The 19,282-nt window shown below is 42.9% G+C and carries 21 protein-coding genes; 9 read left to right on the forward strand and 12 right to left on the reverse strand.

The genetic code is table 11. The features are described 5' to 3' along the window. The 8 genes from VNN20_03115 to VNN20_03150 all read right to left on the reverse strand — a co-directional run bounded on the left by VNN20_03115 (position 1) and on the right by VNN20_03150 (position 5,855). Positions 1-774: a Ku protein gene (locus VNN20_03115; GenBank protein HWP91175.1), complete on the reverse strand. Its 774-nt coding sequence runs from the start codon at positions 772-774 to the stop codon at positions 1-3. A 2-nt stretch (positions 775-776) separates the two neighbouring features. Next, on the reverse strand, positions 777-962 hold the full coding sequence (locus VNN20_03120) for a hypothetical protein (GenBank protein ID HWP91176.1): 186 nt from the start codon (positions 960-962) through the stop codon (positions 777-779). A 38-nt stretch (positions 963-1,000) separates the two neighbouring features. Continuing rightward, entirely contained in the window at positions 1,001-1,516 is a 516-nt protein-coding gene (locus tag VNN20_03125; protein ID HWP91177.1) for a ferritin-like domain-containing protein, read from the reverse strand. Positions 1,517-1,657: 141 nt separating this feature from the next. After that, positions 1,658-2,116 carry a YetF domain-containing protein gene (locus VNN20_03130; GenBank protein HWP91178.1) on the reverse strand — a complete coding sequence of 153 codons (459 nt, stop codon included), beginning with the start codon at positions 2,114-2,116 and terminating at the stop codon, positions 1,658-1,660. Between the two features lie 35 nt (positions 2,117-2,151). Further along, positions 2,152-2,664 carry a hypothetical protein gene (locus tag VNN20_03135; protein ID HWP91179.1) on the reverse strand — a complete coding sequence of 171 codons (513 nt, stop codon included), beginning with the start codon at positions 2,662-2,664 and terminating at the stop codon, positions 2,152-2,154. Between the two features lie 84 nt (positions 2,665-2,748). After that, the gene (locus VNN20_03140) at positions 2,749-3,708 is read right to left on the reverse strand and encodes a TIGR03557 family F420-dependent LLM class oxidoreductase (protein HWP91180.1); all 960 of its coding nucleotides are present in this window, start codon (positions 3,706-3,708) and stop codon (positions 2,749-2,751) included. Positions 3,709-3,767: 59 nt separating this feature from the next. Beyond that, complete coding sequence (locus tag VNN20_03145) at positions 3,768-3,974, reverse strand: hypothetical protein (GenBank protein ID HWP91181.1); 207 nt, start codon at positions 3,972-3,974, stop codon at positions 3,768-3,770. Positions 3,975-4,811: 837 nt separating this feature from the next. Then, complete coding sequence (locus VNN20_03150; GenBank protein HWP91182.1) at positions 4,812-5,855, reverse strand: AI-2E family transporter; 1,044 nt, start codon at positions 5,853-5,855, stop codon at positions 4,812-4,814. Positions 5,856-6,100: 245 nt separating this feature from the next. Between VNN20_03150 and VNN20_03155 the strand changes: the two genes are divergently transcribed. The 8 genes from VNN20_03155 (at position 6,101) to VNN20_03190 (ending at position 9,273) form a co-directional block, all read left to right on the forward strand. Further along, a complete protein-coding gene (locus tag VNN20_03155) occupies positions 6,101-6,289 on the forward strand; it encodes a hypothetical protein (protein HWP91183.1) in 189 nt (62 codons plus the stop codon). Then, a complete protein-coding gene (locus tag VNN20_03160; protein ID HWP91184.1) occupies positions 6,289-6,696 on the forward strand; it encodes a surface-adhesin E family protein in 408 nt (135 codons plus the stop codon). The genes VNN20_03155 and VNN20_03160 overlap by 1 nt, the downstream gene beginning before the upstream one ends. 194 nt (positions 6,697-6,890) lie before the next feature. Continuing rightward, on the forward strand, positions 6,891-7,160 hold the full coding sequence (locus tag VNN20_03165; GenBank protein HWP91185.1) for a thiamine-binding protein: 270 nt from the start codon (positions 6,891-6,893) through the stop codon (positions 7,158-7,160). Beyond that, a complete protein-coding gene (locus VNN20_03170; GenBank protein ID HWP91186.1) occupies positions 7,129-7,296 on the forward strand; it encodes a hypothetical protein in 168 nt (55 codons plus the stop codon). The genes VNN20_03165 and VNN20_03170 overlap by 32 nt, the downstream gene beginning before the upstream one ends. A 234-nt stretch (positions 7,297-7,530) precedes the next feature. Beyond that, positions 7,531-8,082, forward strand: coding sequence for an ankyrin repeat domain-containing protein (locus tag VNN20_03175; GenBank protein HWP91187.1), 552 nt, complete (start codon positions 7,531-7,533; stop codon positions 8,080-8,082). Between the two features lie 26 nt (positions 8,083-8,108). Beyond that, entirely contained in the window at positions 8,109-8,291 is a 183-nt protein-coding gene (locus tag VNN20_03180; GenBank protein ID HWP91188.1) for a hypothetical protein, read from the forward strand. Positions 8,292-8,348: 57 nt separating this feature from the next. Then, the gene (locus tag VNN20_03185; GenBank protein ID HWP91189.1) at positions 8,349-8,531 is read left to right on the forward strand and encodes a DUF2934 domain-containing protein; all 183 of its coding nucleotides are present in this window, start codon (positions 8,349-8,351) and stop codon (positions 8,529-8,531) included. 136 nt (positions 8,532-8,667) lie between these two features. Next, positions 8,668-9,273, forward strand: coding sequence for a response regulator transcription factor (locus VNN20_03190; GenBank protein ID HWP91190.1), 606 nt, complete (start codon positions 8,668-8,670; stop codon positions 9,271-9,273). Between the two features lie 366 nt (positions 9,274-9,639). Here the strand turns inward: VNN20_03190 and VNN20_03195 are convergent, their stop codons facing one another. The 4 genes from VNN20_03195 to VNN20_03210 all read right to left on the reverse strand — a co-directional run bounded on the left by VNN20_03195 (position 9,640) and on the right by VNN20_03210 (position 18,181). Beyond that, positions 9,640-11,013 (reverse strand): sigma-54 dependent transcriptional regulator, encoded by a 1,374-nt coding sequence (locus VNN20_03195; GenBank protein ID HWP91191.1) that lies wholly within the window; start codon positions 11,011-11,013, stop codon positions 9,640-9,642. Positions 11,014-11,276: 263 nt separating this feature from the next. After that, a complete protein-coding gene (locus VNN20_03200; protein ID HWP91192.1) occupies positions 11,277-12,077 on the reverse strand; it encodes a LuxR C-terminal-related transcriptional regulator in 801 nt (266 codons plus the stop codon). Between the two features lie 12 nt (positions 12,078-12,089). Beyond that, complete coding sequence (locus tag VNN20_03205) at positions 12,090-12,632, reverse strand: response regulator (protein HWP91193.1); 543 nt, start codon at positions 12,630-12,632, stop codon at positions 12,090-12,092. Between the two features lie 56 nt (positions 12,633-12,688). Continuing rightward, the gene (locus VNN20_03210) at positions 12,689-18,181 is read right to left on the reverse strand and encodes a PAS domain S-box protein (protein ID HWP91194.1); all 5,493 of its coding nucleotides are present in this window, start codon (positions 18,179-18,181) and stop codon (positions 12,689-12,691) included. Between the two features lie 814 nt (positions 18,182-18,995). On the opposite strand from VNN20_03210, the gene VNN20_03215 reads away from it, so the two are divergent. Further along, the coding region (locus tag VNN20_03215; GenBank protein HWP91195.1) for a PA2779 family protein at positions 18,996-19,282 on the forward strand (287 nt) is incomplete at its 3' end.

Genomic DNA, 19,282 nt, shown 5'->3' on the forward strand with positions numbered 1-19,282 from the left:
TCAGGACGCTTTCTTCTGCTTGAGACTGGCTTTCAACTGGTCCATTAAATCATCGGATTTGCTATGAACCAGCCTTAGCTTTGGACGCCTGTATTTAGTTCCTTTTGCTCTCGATTTGACCAGCTTCATTAATTCTCCGGTGTATGTGTCCTTATATTGTGAAATGTCAAACTTACCGGAAAGTTCATCGATAAGGTTGATAGCCATTTTCAGCTCAGCCGGTTTAACTTTTGATTTTGAGGGCAATTCAAGCTCTTTTGTATTCCTGATTTCCTCCTCAAAGCGGATACGGTTTAAAACAATCGCATCTTCTTTTGCCTTCAGTACGGCCAGTGTTTCCTTGCTTCGCATCACAAAAAGAGCCACTCCCACTTTTCCCGTTTTCAACAAAGCCTCCTTGAGCAGCACATAGGCCCGCTGTCCGTTTTTGTCCGGAGCAAGATAGTAGGGTGTTTCATAATAAATAGGGTCAATCTCGCCGGGGTCGGTAAATTCGGTAATTTCAATCAGTTTGTCTTTTTTTGCTGCGGCCTGTTCGAAATCCTTATCTGTGAGCACCACGTAATCGTCATTGGGGAGCTTATATCCTTTCACAATCTCTTCCCATTTTACTTCCCTGCCCGTTTTCTCATTGACGCGCACGAAGCGTATCTTAGATAGGTCTTTGCTGTCGAGCATATCCAAATCCAAAGTATTCGACCGTGTGGCCGGATACATCTTGACCGGAATATTCACCAGCCCAAAGCTTATTGAACCCGTCCATACCGGTCTCATGGCTACTGCCCTTTCTTATGGCCCTTTTTCTTGTGTTGTTTCAGCACTGTTCTTGCGGCAACTTCTTTTGCTCGCTTACCGTAGCGTCCTTCCTTCTGGGCTTTTTGCTTGATATGCTCATACTGACGTTGTTCTTTTTCACTAACGCCGCGTAAGTGCTTTTTTCTCGGTCGCTTCTTTCTAGGCACGGTAATTTACCTCCTGACCTTACGGAATCAGGCGATTCTTAACGATTTGGAGGTTGGGCGGCCTCGACATTGATCATGGTCTCTGCAAGCAGAGTCAGTTTCTGATCGGTCTCTTTTTCCTCGTCTAAGGTCTGTTGAAGTAAATTAGCCGCTTTATCGTGTCCAAGCATACTGGCATAAGTGCGAACGGTTCCATAGCCGGCGATTTCGTAATGTTCGACTTTTTGAGCGGCAGCGACTATACCGGCGTCCAATGCGTCCGGGTTGCTGTTCGTTTTCCCCTTGCTTATCAGCTCCTGGCCTTCCTCTATAATTCCTTCTATGCCCTTACACTTCTTGTTTCTAGAAGAGACCTGAAGCATGTCAAAGATTTCGTCAAGACGGTCTATATGGTTCTTACTCTGTTGGAGATGCTCTTGAAAAGCGTCCTGAAGCTCGGATGAGGAAGCAGCCTTAGCCATCTTTGGTAAGGCTCTAACAATCTGCTTTTCTGCACTGTATAGGTCTTTCAATTCGCTAATGAATAAATCGTGTAAAGTATTAAATTTCATCATGGCCCCCTTTTATAATTTTTACTTTATGTTTATTTTTTTACCGAATCTATAATTTCCAATCAATCACCAATTCATTGTATTTTATCTGCGGTGAGTATGTAGCTCTGGTTTTTAGTTTCATATCACGGGTTTCGTGGCGTATTACAACTCATCATTCTTCTGCTTAGGGATGATGGAGATGCTGCCATTACTCTCTAGTACGGCGTACTTAATCTGTTCCATACGTTGTAATCCTCGCAGTTTACGTGCCGCCGCCAATATATCGCGCTCGTCTATTCTCGCTTTATAAATACGGTCTTTAAGCGGTTGACCGTCTTCGACAACGATTAGCGGTACCCCTTCGAGCAATTTTCCCATTAGAGGCGATTCTCGTTTCCATAGCGATAAGCCGACATCAAGCCCGATTAACGTCACTATGAGTAAGAAAGAGTGTGTAATTGAGGAGTCTTCGCCCAGCAGCCCCTGCTGAACTGTTTCTCCGATAATCAACAATAGGACGAAATCGAAGCTGGTCATTTGTCCTAGTGTTCGTCTTCCGGCAAAATGAAGGATTAATAACAAGAAAAGATAAACTGCAACTGCGCGTAAAATGCTATCCATTCAAAACCTCCTCTCTAATAAAAGATATGACCGCACTATGGGTAAATTAATTGACCAAAGCTCAGGGATGGTCCGTCTACTAATCCCAAGCGAGCCGACAGCACACCAGGTTTTTCGGGCTTCAGGCGGAATATAACTAACGTAGATTTGTCTCGTTCTGCTACTTTGAAAACATAAATAAACCGGTCTGAAGCGACCTCCATATTCTTCGGTTGTGGTATTACCTGCTCGATTTGGACTCTCTCTAAGTAGTAGCGACTCAGCCAAATCCGTGCCCTTCCGTTTGATGCAACCCCTGGTCCCAGGTGAACGGAGAGCACGGTTGGAGTCTTAAGGCGTTCAAAACGGTCGTATTCAAGCCACATTGGTCCCTCTTTATCTCCCATCATAGCACTGCTAAATGGTCCCGACCCAAACAGTCCTAACGACGCTGCTAATAGAACTGTTACTATTATTATCCAACTTATCCTTTCTATCATCCAATAGCGGGACTGAAAATCAAGGTCTTGATTGATTTCTATGTTGTCTTGGCGCCTCTGATTCCTCATAACACTATGACCGCCGGAATAGGACTGCTAATCATTTATAACCCGATGGCTCCGGCAATCCCATCGGAGCATTATGTATAGGCTTCAACCAAGAAACTCAGTCAAGATATTCCGTTCATAGAACTGGAAGAAACCTTCCTGATTGGGGCCAATCTGGTGTATGTATATGTGATCATAACCCGCATCAATAAATTTCTCGATTTCGGAAATATGCTTTTTTGGGTCGGGACCACAGACAACCGATTGTGCCACGTCTTCCTCACGGACCATTCCGGCAGCCTGTTCGAAATGAGCAGGTGTCGGCAATTCTACCCACAACTCACCTTTAATGGCGGTATTTGGCCACCACTCGTATGCGGTCCGGCGCGCCTCCGCATCGGTATTTGCCCAGCAGACGGTTAGTTGACCGTAGCGTGGTTTTCCTATACCACCATTAGATTCAAATTGCTGGATAAGTTCTGCATCTGGAGCAGTGGTTATAAATCCGTCTCCAATTTTCCCAGCGAACTCTGCGGCTTTGAGACCACTGGCCGCAATCATAATTGGAGTCTCATTATCAGGAAGGGTATAAATGCGGGCATTCTCGACCGTATAGTAATTCCCCAGATAGGTTAATGTATCGCCCTCCCAAAGAAGACGAATAATCTTGATTGCTTCCTCCAGCATATCCAATCTGATGTCAGCGGAGGGCCAATGTTCGCCCAAGATATGCTCGTTAAGATTCTCCCCCGTACCTACTCCGAGGAAAAAACGCCCCGGCATCATCGCTGCCGCAGTAGCTGCTGCTTGAGCAATAATAGCTGGATGTATTCGCATTGTAGGACAGGTTACACCCGTACCCAACTTTAGGCGCTCCGTAACCTGGGCGATTCCGCCTATAACGCTCCAAACGAACGGAGAATTACCCTGGCGATCTATCCATGGATGATAATGATCGGAAATTAAAGCAAAAGTAAAACCTGCTTCTTCTGCTCTTCTGGAATATTTAACCAAATCGTTAGGAGCATGCTCCTCGCTGGAAAGGGCATAACCTATTTCAATCATATCTATTCTTCTATTCTCCTTTTTGGGTTTATACCATGAATCTATGCTTTTAGTAGAACTTAAGACTTGTCTTTTAACCAATTTTCCATCCATGATTTTGTTTCTTCAGCCAGTTGTCTACTAGACGTATAGGATATCTGCTCATTGTTGAGATAGATTCCCCAATAAACGACTGGTTTTTTGGATTTTTCCTGGTCATTCTTGAATAAATACAGTTTGAGTTCGGCCTCTGAGCCAATCGTAAAGAGACTTACGGTTACGGTCATTTGTGAACCTCCTAACCCCTTGCTTTGGGGCCATTAACTACCTTTCACCAGTTATCATTTTGGCTATCTGTTTACTATAATTCTCTCTAGAATGAAATATGGATTCAATCGGATAATCTTGGTATTTCAAACACGGCAACTTAGTATTTCATGTTTAGTTTTGCGTGAGATAAATTAAGTATGCCTATTTCGATGAGAAGTGTTTCTCGTCAGTAAACTTTATCCAATATCTGATGACCTTATAACGTCAGCGAATCGATTTGGAGACGAGTCTTCTATTTTTAATTGGTAGATTATGGACCTAGTAATTTGCTCACTGCATCCGCCGGGGCAGAATTTTCGTCTTGCTCCCGGAGTTTAATGTTGATAAAGTCTTATGATGTAATCGCTGCTGTGAGTAACCTTTTGTCAACCTTCGGGCAGTGTCGATGACCTTCGTTTCTCTTTTTGAATTTGTTTCATAAGTAAGCCAATAATCTAATAAGCGGATATCTATATCGTTACGTTCCACGTTACACCTCCTTAACTTCATTCCTTCCTCGATAGTAAAAAGCACTACTGTCAAATTTCGTTTTCGTTACCTGCGTGGCGCATTCGAACATTTTTTTCTAGAACGCCGTGCTCTGGTATCTCTTCAAAATTTTTTTTAACCCGCTTGAGAATGAAAATCAATCAGGAGATCCTAGTATTCTTTTTACGGCAATTGTGTATTTTGAGAAAGGCCCATTTAGTCGATGAGTCAATCAAATCAAGTGGGAAAATCTTCCAGATTAATGAATATAATACTTAAAGACCTCATATCTCATATCCAACATTTTTAGGAAAAGTCAAAAATTACTATTTACCTAAGAACTCTCCAATTGGTGCCAGCGGTTCGATATGATCGCAGATTATTTTAAAGATGGCCATCATTGGAACAGCGATCAGTGCGCCGGGAATTCCCCATATCCAAGCCCAGAAAGTCAAGCTAAAGAATACTATCGCCGGATTAAGTGTGAGGCGGTGCCCCAGAACTATAGGTGTAATAAAATTGCTTTCAAATGCGTGAATTACAAAGTATGCAGCAGGTACAAGAATTATGTGTCCTATGTTTTCAAATGACGAGAATGCAACTAATCCAACCGTGGCGATACCTACTATCGCGCCAAGTAAAGGAATGAAATTTAGAAGCCCTGCCATTACACCCCAAAGCATCGGGTTGGGCATTTTCAATAGGAACATGGCCAGCCCAATCGTTATACCTAGACCGGCATTAATGATACTAATGGTTAAAAGATAGATAGATATGTCTCGTTCTGTCTGGCGGGCAATTTCTACGGCTCGCTTTTTGTCTTTCAATCGGGGCAATACCCTAACTAACTTTAACAGGAATAAATCTCCAGAGGCAAGGAGGAAATAAAGAAGGATGATTATCAAGGCTGTCTCGACCACGAATTCCCAGGTCCGGTTTAACAGTATATCGCTATAGGCAGTTTTTTTAGCTTCTATTTTCTGTGTCTCATTATCATCATCTATTTTTGCCAGTTTCTCGGCTTGTTTTGTTGCTTCGGTAACTTGTTCGACTGGTTTTTTCCACTTGCTGAGTTTGTATTCAATATCTTTTAGAGTTTCAGGAGCCTTTGCTATCCATTCTGAAGCAGGTTTAGAAAGACTGTAGAATCCATAAAACACGCCCCCTAATAGTAGGAGTAGTAATAAAGCTGCTCCTAACGCCTCCGGTACTTTTAATCTTTTCAAGCTGCGCACTAACGGTGTTAGCATAAAACTTAATAGCAAAGCTAAGACCAGGGGTAAAAATATGACTCGAGCGAAGTATAGCGTATAAAAAAAGGCAAGTAAGAAAATCCCGGCAAGAAATAATGATTGTATATCGATGGGCATCCGCGGAGGCTTGCTTACCTTTGGTATGTCAGACTGAGAACTTTTTTTCATCGGAATTAATAACAGGGGAGCCGTTCCCCATGTAAAAACCCTCCTTTATATAGGGATTATTATAGAATTTAGTATTCAAAAAGATATACGTAGTTCCCCTAAATGAAATACCATAATAACCCGATTGAATGACAGTGTGCTTTTTGATATATATGTTTTGGACGACAAGATTAAGGAAGTTCCGAGGAGAAAAAATGAGAATTAAAAAAATAATCTTAGCTTCTATAGTAAGTTTGCTACTTGTTATGAGTTATGGTTGTGGATTCCTGGTGGGAGCGGCAGCCGGCGGTGCGGGTGGGTACATCTTAAGGGATCAGGGTTATAAAGTTCAGTCTCCGGTCGAGGACGTACAATCCCCGGTCAAGAAGGAAGGAGGAGAATAATGGTGAAAAAGTTTTTTATATTTTGCACATTGCTTATAACATTTTTTATCTTGGCTTCCGGTGTCAGGGCAGAAAACTGGGTTAATGTAGCAACGGCAAAGGATGACAGTGTAAAAGCCTACGTGGATGAAGACAGCATTACCGTGGAAGGGAATAAAAGGAAATTTTGGATGTATCACGATTTTAAGGGTGCACAGTCGGCGGACGGAAAACCCATAGAAAAAGCCTACGGCCATAGCGTCGTTAACTGCGAAGCCAAGACAATCGGTTATATGGAGACAATTATCGAATGGGCTGACGGTAGCAAGAAAAAGAGCAGGGAAAAACTCCAAGAAGAGCCGGTAAAACCGGGAAGCATTGATGCCGCTATCTTGAATTACGTTTGTCAATATAAAAAGCAAGGATAAAGGTCTTCAGAAACGTTATAGAGCGAATGGTAATTTCAGGCAGTATTCGTTGATGGCTTTATGCTTTAGTGACAGGCTTGTGCGTTTGTGTTCAGAACAATTTTAGTTCTTTCCATTTCGAGCGGTGCTTTCTGACTTCTGTTAGTAGGAAATTCCAAATACCTCAGATTCTATAATCAGAAGGAGATGTTGAAATGTCTAGAATCGAGATCACTGTCTTTCCCAAAGACGGGGAGGGTATTTCCAGGATAGGTGATTTTGGGGATTACTGTTTGAATGTATCCAGGATTAGAGGTGTTGAATGCCGGCTTACGGAGAATGGGACGGTGATAGAAGGCGATACTGCTACTCTTTTAGAAATTCTACATGAGCTTGATAATAGCTCTTTTATCATTGGAGCTAAAAGGAGGGTGGTGGTCATACTGAGGATCGATGAGAATAAGAGCGAGCACCCCCCCAAATAAGGGGAAATGGAATCGCCGAGCGGGTTCTGAGACCGATGAAGTCGAGAAACCGGCAAAAATAATAACAACTGTTGTCGGGATGAGCGGCTCTCCTGGTATTGCCAGAGACCGGATGAACTACGGCAAAAACTACTAAAATCAGCCTATTTCTGGGCGGCTATTTCGTATCTATTCTCTTCTCTGCATATCCGAGCAGGACTTTGGTTGTTAAATGGATCTCTTACCAAGATTAGAAACATGGGTACTATCCACATATAAAATACAATGACTTACTAATTGATTCGGAATCGGCAACTTTGATAGAGTAGGTTCTGAATAGAAAACAGCGGGCTTCTCCGATGAAACGGCCCGCCTTGGATGGGGAGAAAATATGAGAAATATCCGGGTATTAGTTTTAATCCTGTTTTTTCTTCCGCTTCTCTTTTGTGCTAATGAACGGGAAGGAGCGAAGCAAGGTTTAGAAAAGATGGGGATTGAATTTAACGAACCATCTTTTTTTGAAGCTGTCAAAGGAGGAGACACCGAGGCGGTAAGATTGTTTCTAGAGGCCGGATTCCAGCCTGATGTGAAGAATGAAAACGGAAAAACTCCATTGATGCATGCCGCCGAACGAGGTTATATCGGATTAGCTAAGTTGCTGATGGAGGCTGGTGCGGATGTCAACGCAAAGGACGAAAGTGGGAAGACCGCTTTGATGTATGCTGCAAGATCGGCGCAGATGGAACTTGTAGAAATCTTAATTCAGTCCAACGAGGGTCTGGATTCTAAGGACAAGCTTGTATTAGTCCAGGACGGTGCCGATATAAATGTAGAAGATCGGAGCGGTATGACCACTTTGACGGATATGGCTATGTCGGATAACAGCGAGATCATTCCGATCCTTCGTAAATCCGGAGAAAAAGAGGAGGAAAGGTATAGATAAGCAAAATCTGTGGGGAGGTGGTGAAAGTGACGGAGATGCTTAGATTAAAAGGTCCTGAAAAAGGAACCAAAAAAAATAAAGAAGCGCTTCATGACATGGTAATGAGGAGACTGGCAAGATACGTCGAGAATGAAGTGGAAGACACTTTAACAATTCCAAATGCTGAATTAAAGCACAGGGATGATGAAGAGGAATTTGAGGAAATGTAACAAAGGTTCTTGAAGATTTGTGTATCTCGGTATTTAAACTCTGAGGAGGTGATTATAATGGCAAAAGAGACACATAAGGGATTGAGAAATTTAAAAAAAGTAGACGAAGAGACGCTTCGCGGAATGATTGCAAAGAAGGCTTACGAGTTGTACGAAGAAAGAGGAAAGGAACACGGCAAAGACCTGGACGATTGGCTTGAAGCAGAGAAGATTGTGAACGGAAGAAAAAGGAGGAAATAAGTATAGTAATGCTCAACTATGATCTCCTGGCCGGGGTGCATTGGATAAAAGTCTGTCTAAAATAGAAATCTGGAAATCACTTACAATTAAAAAGCATCTGGTTTAGCACTCAGCTCAAATAAAAGGAGGATGTATCATGAGGAACGTGAATAAACTTACACAATTGGTGTTATTATCAAACTCTAAGTTTTTCCTGGATGGAATCAAAAAAATTCTGGAGGATGAAGATGATATAAAGGTAATGGCCGAAGCCTTAAATCCAGCAGAGGTTAAGAAATGTATTAAAGATGTAAAGCCGGAGTTTCTCTTCATTGATAATAGAACACCGGAGCTCAATGTCCACTATCCTCTGAATCTACTGAATGGCAAAAATTGCTTCACCAAAGTTATTTTATTTGATATATACCACAGGAATAAACCTGCTTTCCCACACATTATATACATATCCAAAGAAATAAACTCAGTCGGGTTAATAGAGACCATGAGAAGACATGGTTTAAGCAATGGATTTCAAGCAAAGAAAGACCAAAGTTCAGGTTACATAAAACTAACGAATAGAGAAACTGAAATAGTAGATTTAATCAAAATTGGGTTTAGCAATAAAAGGATAGGAAGAAGACTCTCTATAACAGAAAGAACAGTCAAATCTAACCTAACTAATATATTTAAAAAACTGAATATCCAAAGCAGATACCAGCTCATGGTGTGTGCAGCACATTTCCCGAATACGAAATTCGCATAATCTTTTAGTGGAATTAGGAGGCGGGGTATGGAGCTGCTCGCCGACCGATATAAGAATCATGAGTTTTATCATCCTGGTCGTTGCTTTTCATAAACTTTAACTAGATGCAATTTTAGTGATTATAGGGGGTTTAGGTGGAGGAGGTCCAGGTGGAGGCGGTGTAGGGGGTATGGGTGGCTCAGGCGGTGGTGGTTCGATAGGAGGTTCGGGTGGCAAAGGAGGCCCAGGAGGTACGGGAGGTTTGGGTGGCTCGAATGATTCATTATGGACAATGTATTCTAAAAAGAATGTTTTCATTTCTAATCACCTCACCTCCAATTTCGCCAAGATATTTTACGTATGGATTTTTAATTAAAGGCAAATTAGTTAATAGTGGAGTCCCATTTTTTTCATTCTGTGTATTAAAGCCTCCCTTCTCATTTTTAGCATAGCGGCTGTCTTTGTTTGGTTCCATTTATTCAAGTCCAGTGCTTTTCTTATAATCTTCTCCTCTATTCTTTGAAGAGAGGCGTCCTCTAGTGGTATCTCCAGAATAATTTTGTTCCCGGATTTCTCAACTTTTACATTACTGCCTTTCCATTCTTCGAGTTTTATATATTTAGGATTTAATATTCCATTCTCGCTCAGAATCATGGCCCTTTCAATCATGCTTCTGAGCTCACGAACGTTTCCGGGCCAGTGATACCGCAAAAAAAGCTCTCTGACCTCTTCCGGTATAAAAATTGTATTTTTATGAAGCTCTTGTCTGAAAATTTCCGTAAAGTAATCGGTAAGAAGTGGTATATCCTCTTTTCTCTTTAGCAGTGATGGCATCTCAAAGCTTATTACGTTAAGACGATGATACAAATCCGAACGGAAAAGGTTCTCACGAATAAGCTCCTTGAGGTCCCTATTAGTCGCAGCGATGACCCTTGCATCCACACTGATTTCACTGGTTCCTCCTATCCTTCTGAACCTCCTTTCCTCGATTACTTTTACCAGCTTTGCCTGGAGTGTAAGGCTCATATCTCCAATCTCATCCATGAAAATCGTTCCTTTATCTGCCAGCTCAAGAATGCCTTTTTTCGTCTTTTTTGCATCTGTAAAAGCCCCAGCCTCGTAGCCGAAAAGTTCGCTTTCAAGGAGTGTTTCGGGAATCGCCGCACAGTTTAACTCTATGAATGGTTTTTCGGCTCTTGCACCATTAAAGTGGAGGAGCCTCGCCGCCAGCCCTTTCCCGGTTCCGCTCTCTCCGGTAATAAGAATTGTTTTACAATCAGTCGAAACTAAATTGTGAAATAGGCAAATAACATCCTGGATAGCCTTGCTCCTTCCGATAAGGGAATTGAATCCGTATTTTTCTTGCTCTTTTTCGGCTGCAGCGGTCAACGCGCTGCTGAGTGCATTCATTATAGTCACTTTTAATTTATCAATGGAGATTGGTTTTTCCATAAAATCATAAACGCCCATTTTGATAGCCGATACAGCTTCCTGGATGTCTCCCTGGTCAGTCATAATAATTGTGGTGGGCTTAGGCTCAAGGTTATCTATGCTCTTAAAAACCTCAAGACCATTCAAATCCGCTAACTTTAAACAAAGAAGAACAACATCCGGATTTTCTTTCCTAGCGTATTCGATACCGTCTTTTCCTGTCGAACTAAAAATAACTCTGTATCCTTCTTGAAGTAAAACTGGCTCTAATTGTTTGGATAAATGTTCGTCATTGTCTATTATCAAAACAGTTGCACTCACTATATTCACCACTCTTGACTCAAGTAATTATCGACCTGCAAATTAGATCATATAAGTCCTCAGAGATACTGTGTATGTATTAATACCAAATCTTACGGTTACGGTTCAATCAGGAGTTCTACGTATTTTATCTACACTAACTGGGTATTTGCTGTATAAGCAAAGAATTATTATCGGCAGGTAGCTAACGAGTCTATCTGACCGACCTAGAATAGATATGTCTAATTGTGAGTACTTTAATTTGTGTTTCTCGGGGAAATTGGTATCAGAACTCAGCTAATGCCGTTTTGTATGGCAAACTTTACCAGGTCCACTAATTTGTTAATCTCCAGTTTTCTCATGATATTTGCCCTGTGAGTCTCCACCGTTCTTACGCTTATAGAAATCTCTTCGGCGATGTCGTTATTACTGTATCCATTGACGATGTATCTTAATATCTCCTTTTCCTTGTCGGTGAGAACCTCCATCTTACTGGATGCCTGGCTTAGCCGGGCCAGTATCTGGTCGGGTAATGTGTAGAAGGGACTGTCGAATAAGGTGTTCTCGAAGACTACCAGGCGATGGGTGCTGAGAAGATTCATCAAATCCTGGCCGGCGATTTTTTTTATATCGTACTGACACATGAATATTATAGGCATTTCCGAGGAAAGTTTATCCAGTAAAGCTTCTCGTCTGAGTAGATTTTCATGAGTGTGAAATAAACTTTCTTTATTCTTTAGTACCCTTATAGTCATGTTGCTGTTTTTTGACATTTCTTCTAGCACAGGGCTCAACTGGTCTATGAATGACTGCGGCTCCTTCATGCTATCAGCTTGTTTTTTGAAGATCGTGAGTTCTTTGAAGATGCCTTGCTTCCGGGCCTTATTAATATCTATTCCGGCGGCCTCTAAGCGGTATATAAATTCATTTGGAATAACTCTGTCTGAAATATAAATGCATCTTTCTTTATTTCTAAATCCATGGATGATGAATTTAGAGCCTATGTCCATCCTTTCCGTATTGTTGGGGTATAAGTGGCATAGACGGTCATGCTCTTTTAAAGAGCCTAGTCTCAGGAAAATAGATTCTTTCATGTACCAACCTTCTCAGATCTTTTCGATAGACTGTTTGATCTTGTGTACTGCTCTTTGTATGATATCAATCTTGGTGATGGTTTCCCGGTCATATTTTTTAGGAGCATCCTCGAGCATAAGCTCGACGCTGCCCATGATCGCCGCCAGTGCGTTTTCGGTCTCTTCTCTTATCTTCATGAGCATCTCATGCTTATAAAGACCCATAATAATCATGGTGCTCAGGTCTTTTTCTTGAAACGGTTTAACGATATAGCCATAGGGTGCGGTTGTCTTTGCTCGCTCCAGTGTATCGTCATCGGCATAGGCCGTAAGGTATATCACCGGGATCTTAAAACGGGTTCGGATTTCTTCGGCCGTTTCTATTCCGCTATCCTTTCCCCCTAACATAATATCCATGAGCACTAAGTCGGGATTGGTTTTTTCTATTTCTTCTATAGCGTCTTCTTTAGAGTTGGCTATTCCGACAGCTTCATATCCCAAATCTGTCAGCATGTCTTGTATGTCCATTGCTACTATCTCTTCGTCTTCGACAATCAGAATTTTCTTTTTTGCCATGGCCTCGGTATCCTTTTATAGTAAATTTAAACTCTAAAAAATGACTCTTTTTTACCTTAAGCCGGAAATGTAATTTTAAATTCTGTCCCAGAACTCCTGTCGAGTGTGATCGTTCCCTTCAACTGTTTCGTCAATGAGCATACTAATTGTAACCCTAATGATTTTGCACTTCTGAAATCTAAATTTTGGGGAAACTTAACACCATTATTACTGACGATTAGAGTATAAGTACAGGAATCAGAGGGTTTGTCCGGAGCATTATCTGAATATACAGAGATTCTAATTTCTCCTTCTTTCCCCACTGGAAATGCATGTTTTAATGAATTTGAGATAAGCTCATTCAAGATTAGACCGCAAGGAACAGCCTTATCAATAGGCAATAGCACCTCGTTTGTACTTATTTTCAGTCTTATTTTCGAACTTGTTTCATAAGAACGAACCAGGTTATTCGATAGATTTTTGACGTATTTCGAAAAATCAACAACCGATATGTTGCCAGATTTATACAATCTCTCGTGGATGAGTGACATGGCTTTGACGCGGCTCCGGCTATCGTTCAACTCCTCACGAATCTCTTCATCCGTAATGCGCCTCGACTGCATGCTCAGCAAGCTGTGGACAATCTGCAGATTATTTTTGACCCGGTGATGAATTTCTTTAAGGAGTATCTCCTTCTCTTTAAGAGATGCTTTGAGTTCTTCCTCCGTCCGCTTACGCTCGGTGATGTCCAGTATTGCGCTCAAAACCATAATTCCCTCACTTGTTTCGATGGGATTGAGTCCTATCTCCACTGGAAACTCACTGCCATCCTTGCGCAGACCGTAAAGATCTCGACCTTTCCCCATTGCCCTAGCCTGAGGCTCGGAGAGAAAGGCGGCACGGTATTTGAAGTGTTTGTTTCGAAAGCGTTCGGGTAACAGAATTTCGACCATCTGTCCGATCAATTCTTCTCGGGAGTAACCGAATAACTTTTCTGTCTGGGAATTGATAAGGACGATTTTACCCTCCTGATTAATTATCACCATAGCGTTAGGGGCTGACTCAACTGCTAGGTAAAATTTTTCTTCAGCACGCTTGCGCTCGACCACCCGCCCAAGCTGGGTGCCGATATAAGCCATCACTTCGAGGAGTGATTGATCGGGTTCCAAAGCATGATCGGAGAAGAACTCAAGAGCGGCTACCGTTACTTGTCCTATTAAAACAGGGAAAGCGAACCCGGCTTTAACTCCGATGTCCTTAGCCGGATTAGCTCTGATGAAATTTGGGTCTGCTGTCACATCGGTAACCCATGCAGGCTTTCCACTGGCGAAAACTCTGCCAAGCAGTCCTCTTCCTGAAGTAATTCGGGTGGCCTCGGTGACCTCCTTGAATGTTTTAAAGCGCTCTGCATTTTCCAGATGCCATATCCTTGTGGGGACAAGTACTCCCTTTGATGTAGCGTAATAAACGTGTCCAACTGACCATCCGGTGTGGTCGCAAACTAAGTCGAGGGCGAGCTGCATTGCCTCTTCTACTGTGGGAGCTTCATTAGCGGCAGCAGCTATTTTCTGTAGCAATTCTAAAAAAGCTATATTACGATGCAGCATCTCCTCAGCCTGCTTATGCTCTGTTATGTCTATACTGCACCCGACATAACCGACATATTGGCCAGACGGAGTAAAGCGCGGAAGACCGCGCGAAAGCAACCAGCGCCACTGTCCATCGGCATGGCGAACGCGAACTTCAGCGGTAAACGGCTCCTTTCTCTCTGCTGTAACCTTGTACACCTCGACATAACTTTCATAATCCTCGGGATGGACAAACCTGGTCCAACCAAATCCCAGCAATTCCTCTTCATGACAGCCAAAGAAATTGACGTACTCGCGATTGACGAACTGGCAGCCCTCCGGTCCGTTGACCCAGATCAGCACGGGGGCACTGTTGGCCAATATGCGGAAACGCTCCTCGCTTTCCCTTAGCGCCTCCTCAGCTTGCCTGCGTTCGGTTATGTCTATGGCAATTCCTCCGACTAGATTTGTCTGGCCATTCTGGTCAAAGATGGGGAATTTGTTAACGATCGAATAATGGATACCATCTTCTTGGGGGAGCGTCTCGATTGTCTGCAGGCTCTCTTTCCTGCTAATAACAATTAGGTCGTTTTTTTTGAATTGGCTGGCCGTATCCATATCGAAAACTTCATCGTCGTTCTTGCCTAGTAGGTGGCCTAATGGTTTATTGAAAATCTTTTGAGCGACTTCATTGGCGTAAACATAACGTCCCTCGATATCCTTTATCCATGCCGCTCCCGGAAAATGACGCATGAATGAACTAAAACGTTCCTCGCTTTCCCTGAGTGCCTCTTCCGCTCGCTTGCGTTCTGTAATATCGCGTCCCACAACAATTAAGTGAGTGCGGTCACCTACCCGAAGCGGGTGCACTGATATTTCCAAAACAAGTCTCTCTTGATTTTTATTCAAAATAGAAATTTCGTATCGTCCTTTCAATTTTTGGCCTAAAGATATCTTCTCTAATTGTTTACGGACTTGAGACCGCTGTTCGGGTGCAATAATGTTAAAAAAGGAGTGCAGGGATGTTAGCTCTCCAGGGCAATAGCCAGTGATTTGGTCGCAGGCCTCATTTGCATAGATGATGCGGTCATCTTCGATAATAAAGAAGCATTCTCCCACATCGCTCTGGGCTTTCAGTATTGCTTCGTACAGTTCCTTCTGACGGCGCAGTTTCTCCTCTGCATGCTTGCGTTCGCTGATGTCGTTGTTGATTTCCAGGATTACCGAAGGGTTTTCTTCCGTAGCTGGCTGGAGGGTCCAGCGGCTGGCAACAATGACTGTCGTGCGGTCACGTTTTGTGTGTATGAGTTCTCCCTCCCAATACTCGTCACGCTCTAATGTTTCTCTTATTTTCTCTAACGGCTTTGGGAATTCCGTTCGCAGAAGCTCGTGGATATTTCTTCCCACCGCCTCTTCTTTTGTCCATCCGTACAGCCATTCGGCGCCCTGGTTCCAGTAGATGATTGTATCGTTGATGTCACGGATGAGGATAGTATCATTGGCCAGGTCCAGAATCTCGGAATGCCTACGCAGGGCATCTTCCATACGCTTTCGGTCGGATATGTCTTCGGAGACAATCTGGGCAACGGTACTGCCGTCCAAGTTCTGTACGGCGCGGGCGGACTCTCGCATCCATATCATGCTCTGATCTTTCTTGATTTTGCGAAATTCCCACTGAACCAGCTCCCCATGATTTTCAAAGCAATATCTGATTCTATCCAATACTTCCTTTTTGTCGGCTTCATGGATTATGTTAAGCATAGATTGCCCTATTAATTCATGGGTGGAGAACCCTAGGCGTTCCGCTCCGAATTTGTTGACGGAAAGGATCTTTAACTCCTCATTGATGGTGAAGTACATGGATGGGTTTTCATCATACAAAGCCCGATAACGCTCTTCGCTGGCACTAAGCATATCCTCTGCCCATTTATGCCAGGCAATTTCCTTCTTCAGGTTTTCGTTCAACTGGGCCAGCTCCTTCGTACGCTCCGTTACCCTTAGTTCCAGTTCCTCTTTGGATTTTTTTAGCGCTTCCGCCTGCTTGGCGTTGTTAATGGCTATTTCGATCTGTCTTGCCACGATCTCCAGCAGCTTCAATTCTTCCTGGTCAAAGGCATTCTTCTTGAAAGAATCGATGTTTATCACGCCAATCGTTTCGCTGTTCAAGCAAATAGGCATTGATAGATAGCTCTTGGCTTGTACTTCTCTTAAAGGAGGGTCTTCAACCGTAGCTAAATCTACATCCTCAATATATCTTGACTTTTCTTCTATGATTGTATTCCAGGTGGCTCCTTCCGAGTATGGAATTTTTCTGACCTGCTCGATGAACCAGGTGGGATAACCCCTATAAGCCTTCAGTACTGCTTCTTTGCCTTCAACCAGGGAAATAAAAATGTTGTCCACATCATCTATATTTTTAAACATGGCATCAACGGCGTTTTCCATGACCTCCTGAAGATTAATTGAGCTATGGACACTACGAGTTATGGAACTAATGATAGTTTCGTAACGATTTTTCTTGTCTAATTGGATTAGTTTTTCGTTGAGTAGTTCCTCCGCTTTCTTTTGCTCGGTTATGTCTTCCACCGTCCCTTCATAATAGAGAACCGTTCCATCTTCCGCCCTGATTGCCCTTGCGTTCTCGCGAACGTGCATTGTGGTCCCATCTTTTCTTGTCCATACGGATTCTAAACCCCGGACTTCGCCCTTTGCTTCGAGGTTTTCCTTAAATCGACTCCGGGAATACCGGATAATAGCTTTTTCATCCTCCAGGTTTTGGGAGGCCAATTCATCAAAAGAGGAATACCCTAGCATTTGCACTAGTGCCGGGTTAGCCATGAGGATTCGTCCATCCGGCGTGGTGCGATAAATCCCTACCGGAATATTCTCAAAGAGACGTCGGTAATTCTCCCTACTTACTCGAAGCGATTCCGCCTGGCGTGCGTTATTTATCGCTATCTCTATTTGTCTTGCCACTATCTCCAGCAGTTCTAGCTCTTCTTCGTCAAAGGCATCTTTGTTGAGGGAGTTTATATTGAGGGCCCCTATCGCCCTCCCTTCGGAGTAAATCGGAGTGGATAAATAGCTTTTTGTTCCGATATCCCTCCCGGCCGGGCCTATGGCAGTATCCTGGTCTACATCCGGTACATACCTGGACCTTCCTTCTATTATGGTTTTCCAGGTGGTTCCTCTCTGGTAAGGTATTCTTCCCGCTCGTTTCAAATAATGGTCGGGATACCCTTTATGCGCCATCAGTACAGCTTCTTCTCCTTCCACCATATAAATAGAGACAAAATCGGTATCTTCGATGTTCTCACTGAGTGCCTTGACTGCATTCTCCATGACTTCTTTCAGGTCTAGTGACCGGTGAACGCTCTGAGTAATGGAGCTAATGATCGACTCGTAACGCTTTCTCTTGGATAACCGGGCAAGATTTTCCTGGAGTATTATCTCTCCCCTTTTTCTTTGTGTAATGTCGAGTACGGCTAATCTGTACTGGCTTAGCTTATCCGAGGCATCAAACACGGCTACACCTTTCAATTCCGCATGAAACAACGTTCTGTCATTTTTTAGCATCTTTAGCTCGCAGCTCTGCGGAGATTTAGTCTCAACAAGACGTTTTCGATAAGAATAAAATGCATCTTGGTTTTCTTTAGCAATGTAATGAGAAAACCGTTTATTGGCTAGATAGCTTCTTTCTACTCCCAATAATGCGGCACCAGCGAGGTTTACTCCGAGAATCAGAGTCCTTTTATCCAATGTGAAATATCCGACCGGGGCAAACTCATACAGGTCAGCGTATTTATTCCTCGATTCTTCGAGGTCCATTTGTACGCGGCGAAGCTCTTCATTCTGCATCTCCAGCTCGGCTTGGTGCATCCGCAGGTCGTGTATTAGTCTAGGAACATCGACAGTGGAAAACTCATCCGAGTTTTCAGGCCCGGATAGCTCTTTAGCCTGTCTCAGAATATCATACTTATTCCCTTCCGATTGCTTTCCCATCTTATAAAGTCTCCAACATACTTATTGAAATAAACTTCAGCCCAATTCATTTTAATACACCACAAGTCTGAAGAGAAGTAAATCCGTAGTGACCGCATTTAGAATACGTATTTCACCTTTTTCTCCGTAATTTCCCGGAATCGGGGCATGGGATGGAAAATACCAAGTCCCCGCAGATAAAATACAAGGATTACCTGGTTGATTACCAACTATGGATTTGATAAAAACTAAAGCAAGGCGACTGAGAATAAACAAATCAAATAGCAATGAATCTTGAGTAAAGAATAGGGGGTCTAATATACTCAAGGACAGGTCAGGTAGTCCATGAAAATAACTGTAATGTAAAGATTGGAAACAAATTAACCTGCTTTTTTATTACCGGTCTCTCTGTATCCTCGATGCCGCCGCGGTTATTCCTCCTCAAGCCGCGGCGGTCTTAATAGCTTTTAGTAGGTTAAATCTGTCTCATCCGGAAAGGGGATGAAAAACAATAATGTTACTTATGTGCTCTTGGTGCGAAAGATTCATGGGGGAAAAGGAACCTTTGGACGATACATCCATATCTCACAGCATTTGCGTGCATTGTTATGATGAGGTCATAGAAGAAGTTAAAAAGTTATCCAGAGAGCGCAAAGAGAATCGGAGAATATCAGGAAACAAAACACGGCAAAGAAAAAAATGAATACTGTCAAATTCGAGTTATGGAACCAAGTTTTGTTATCTTCGGGACCAGGTCTTTTAGAGGTTCATAGAAAGAAGAGAAATAAAAAGGTTTTTATGTACCTCTTAAAATTCTACTAAAGGAGGATAAATCATGAAGCTAGTGAGAAATAGACTTTATAGATTATCGATAATAGTTATCGTTTTGGCCAGCTTCACCCCGGTTTCTCTCATTTCCAAGAGCGTAGAAGGGGCAATGGTCAGCTCACGGATGATTCTGTCAGGTGGTAAGGCTGTGTCCAGGGGGATGGATGAGGAGAAGGTCCGGCGGATGCTGGAGAATAAGATAGTGGCGGAGAGGCTTAAGAGCCATGGGCTTAGCAAAGAAGAAGTAATGGCCAAGATGGATAGGATGAGCGATGAGCAGATACATCAGTTGGC

The organism is Thermodesulfobacteriota bacterium (assembly GCA_035559815.1).
GTDB lineage: Bacteria > Desulfobacterota_D > UBA1144 > Nemesobacterales > CSP1-2 > DATMAT01.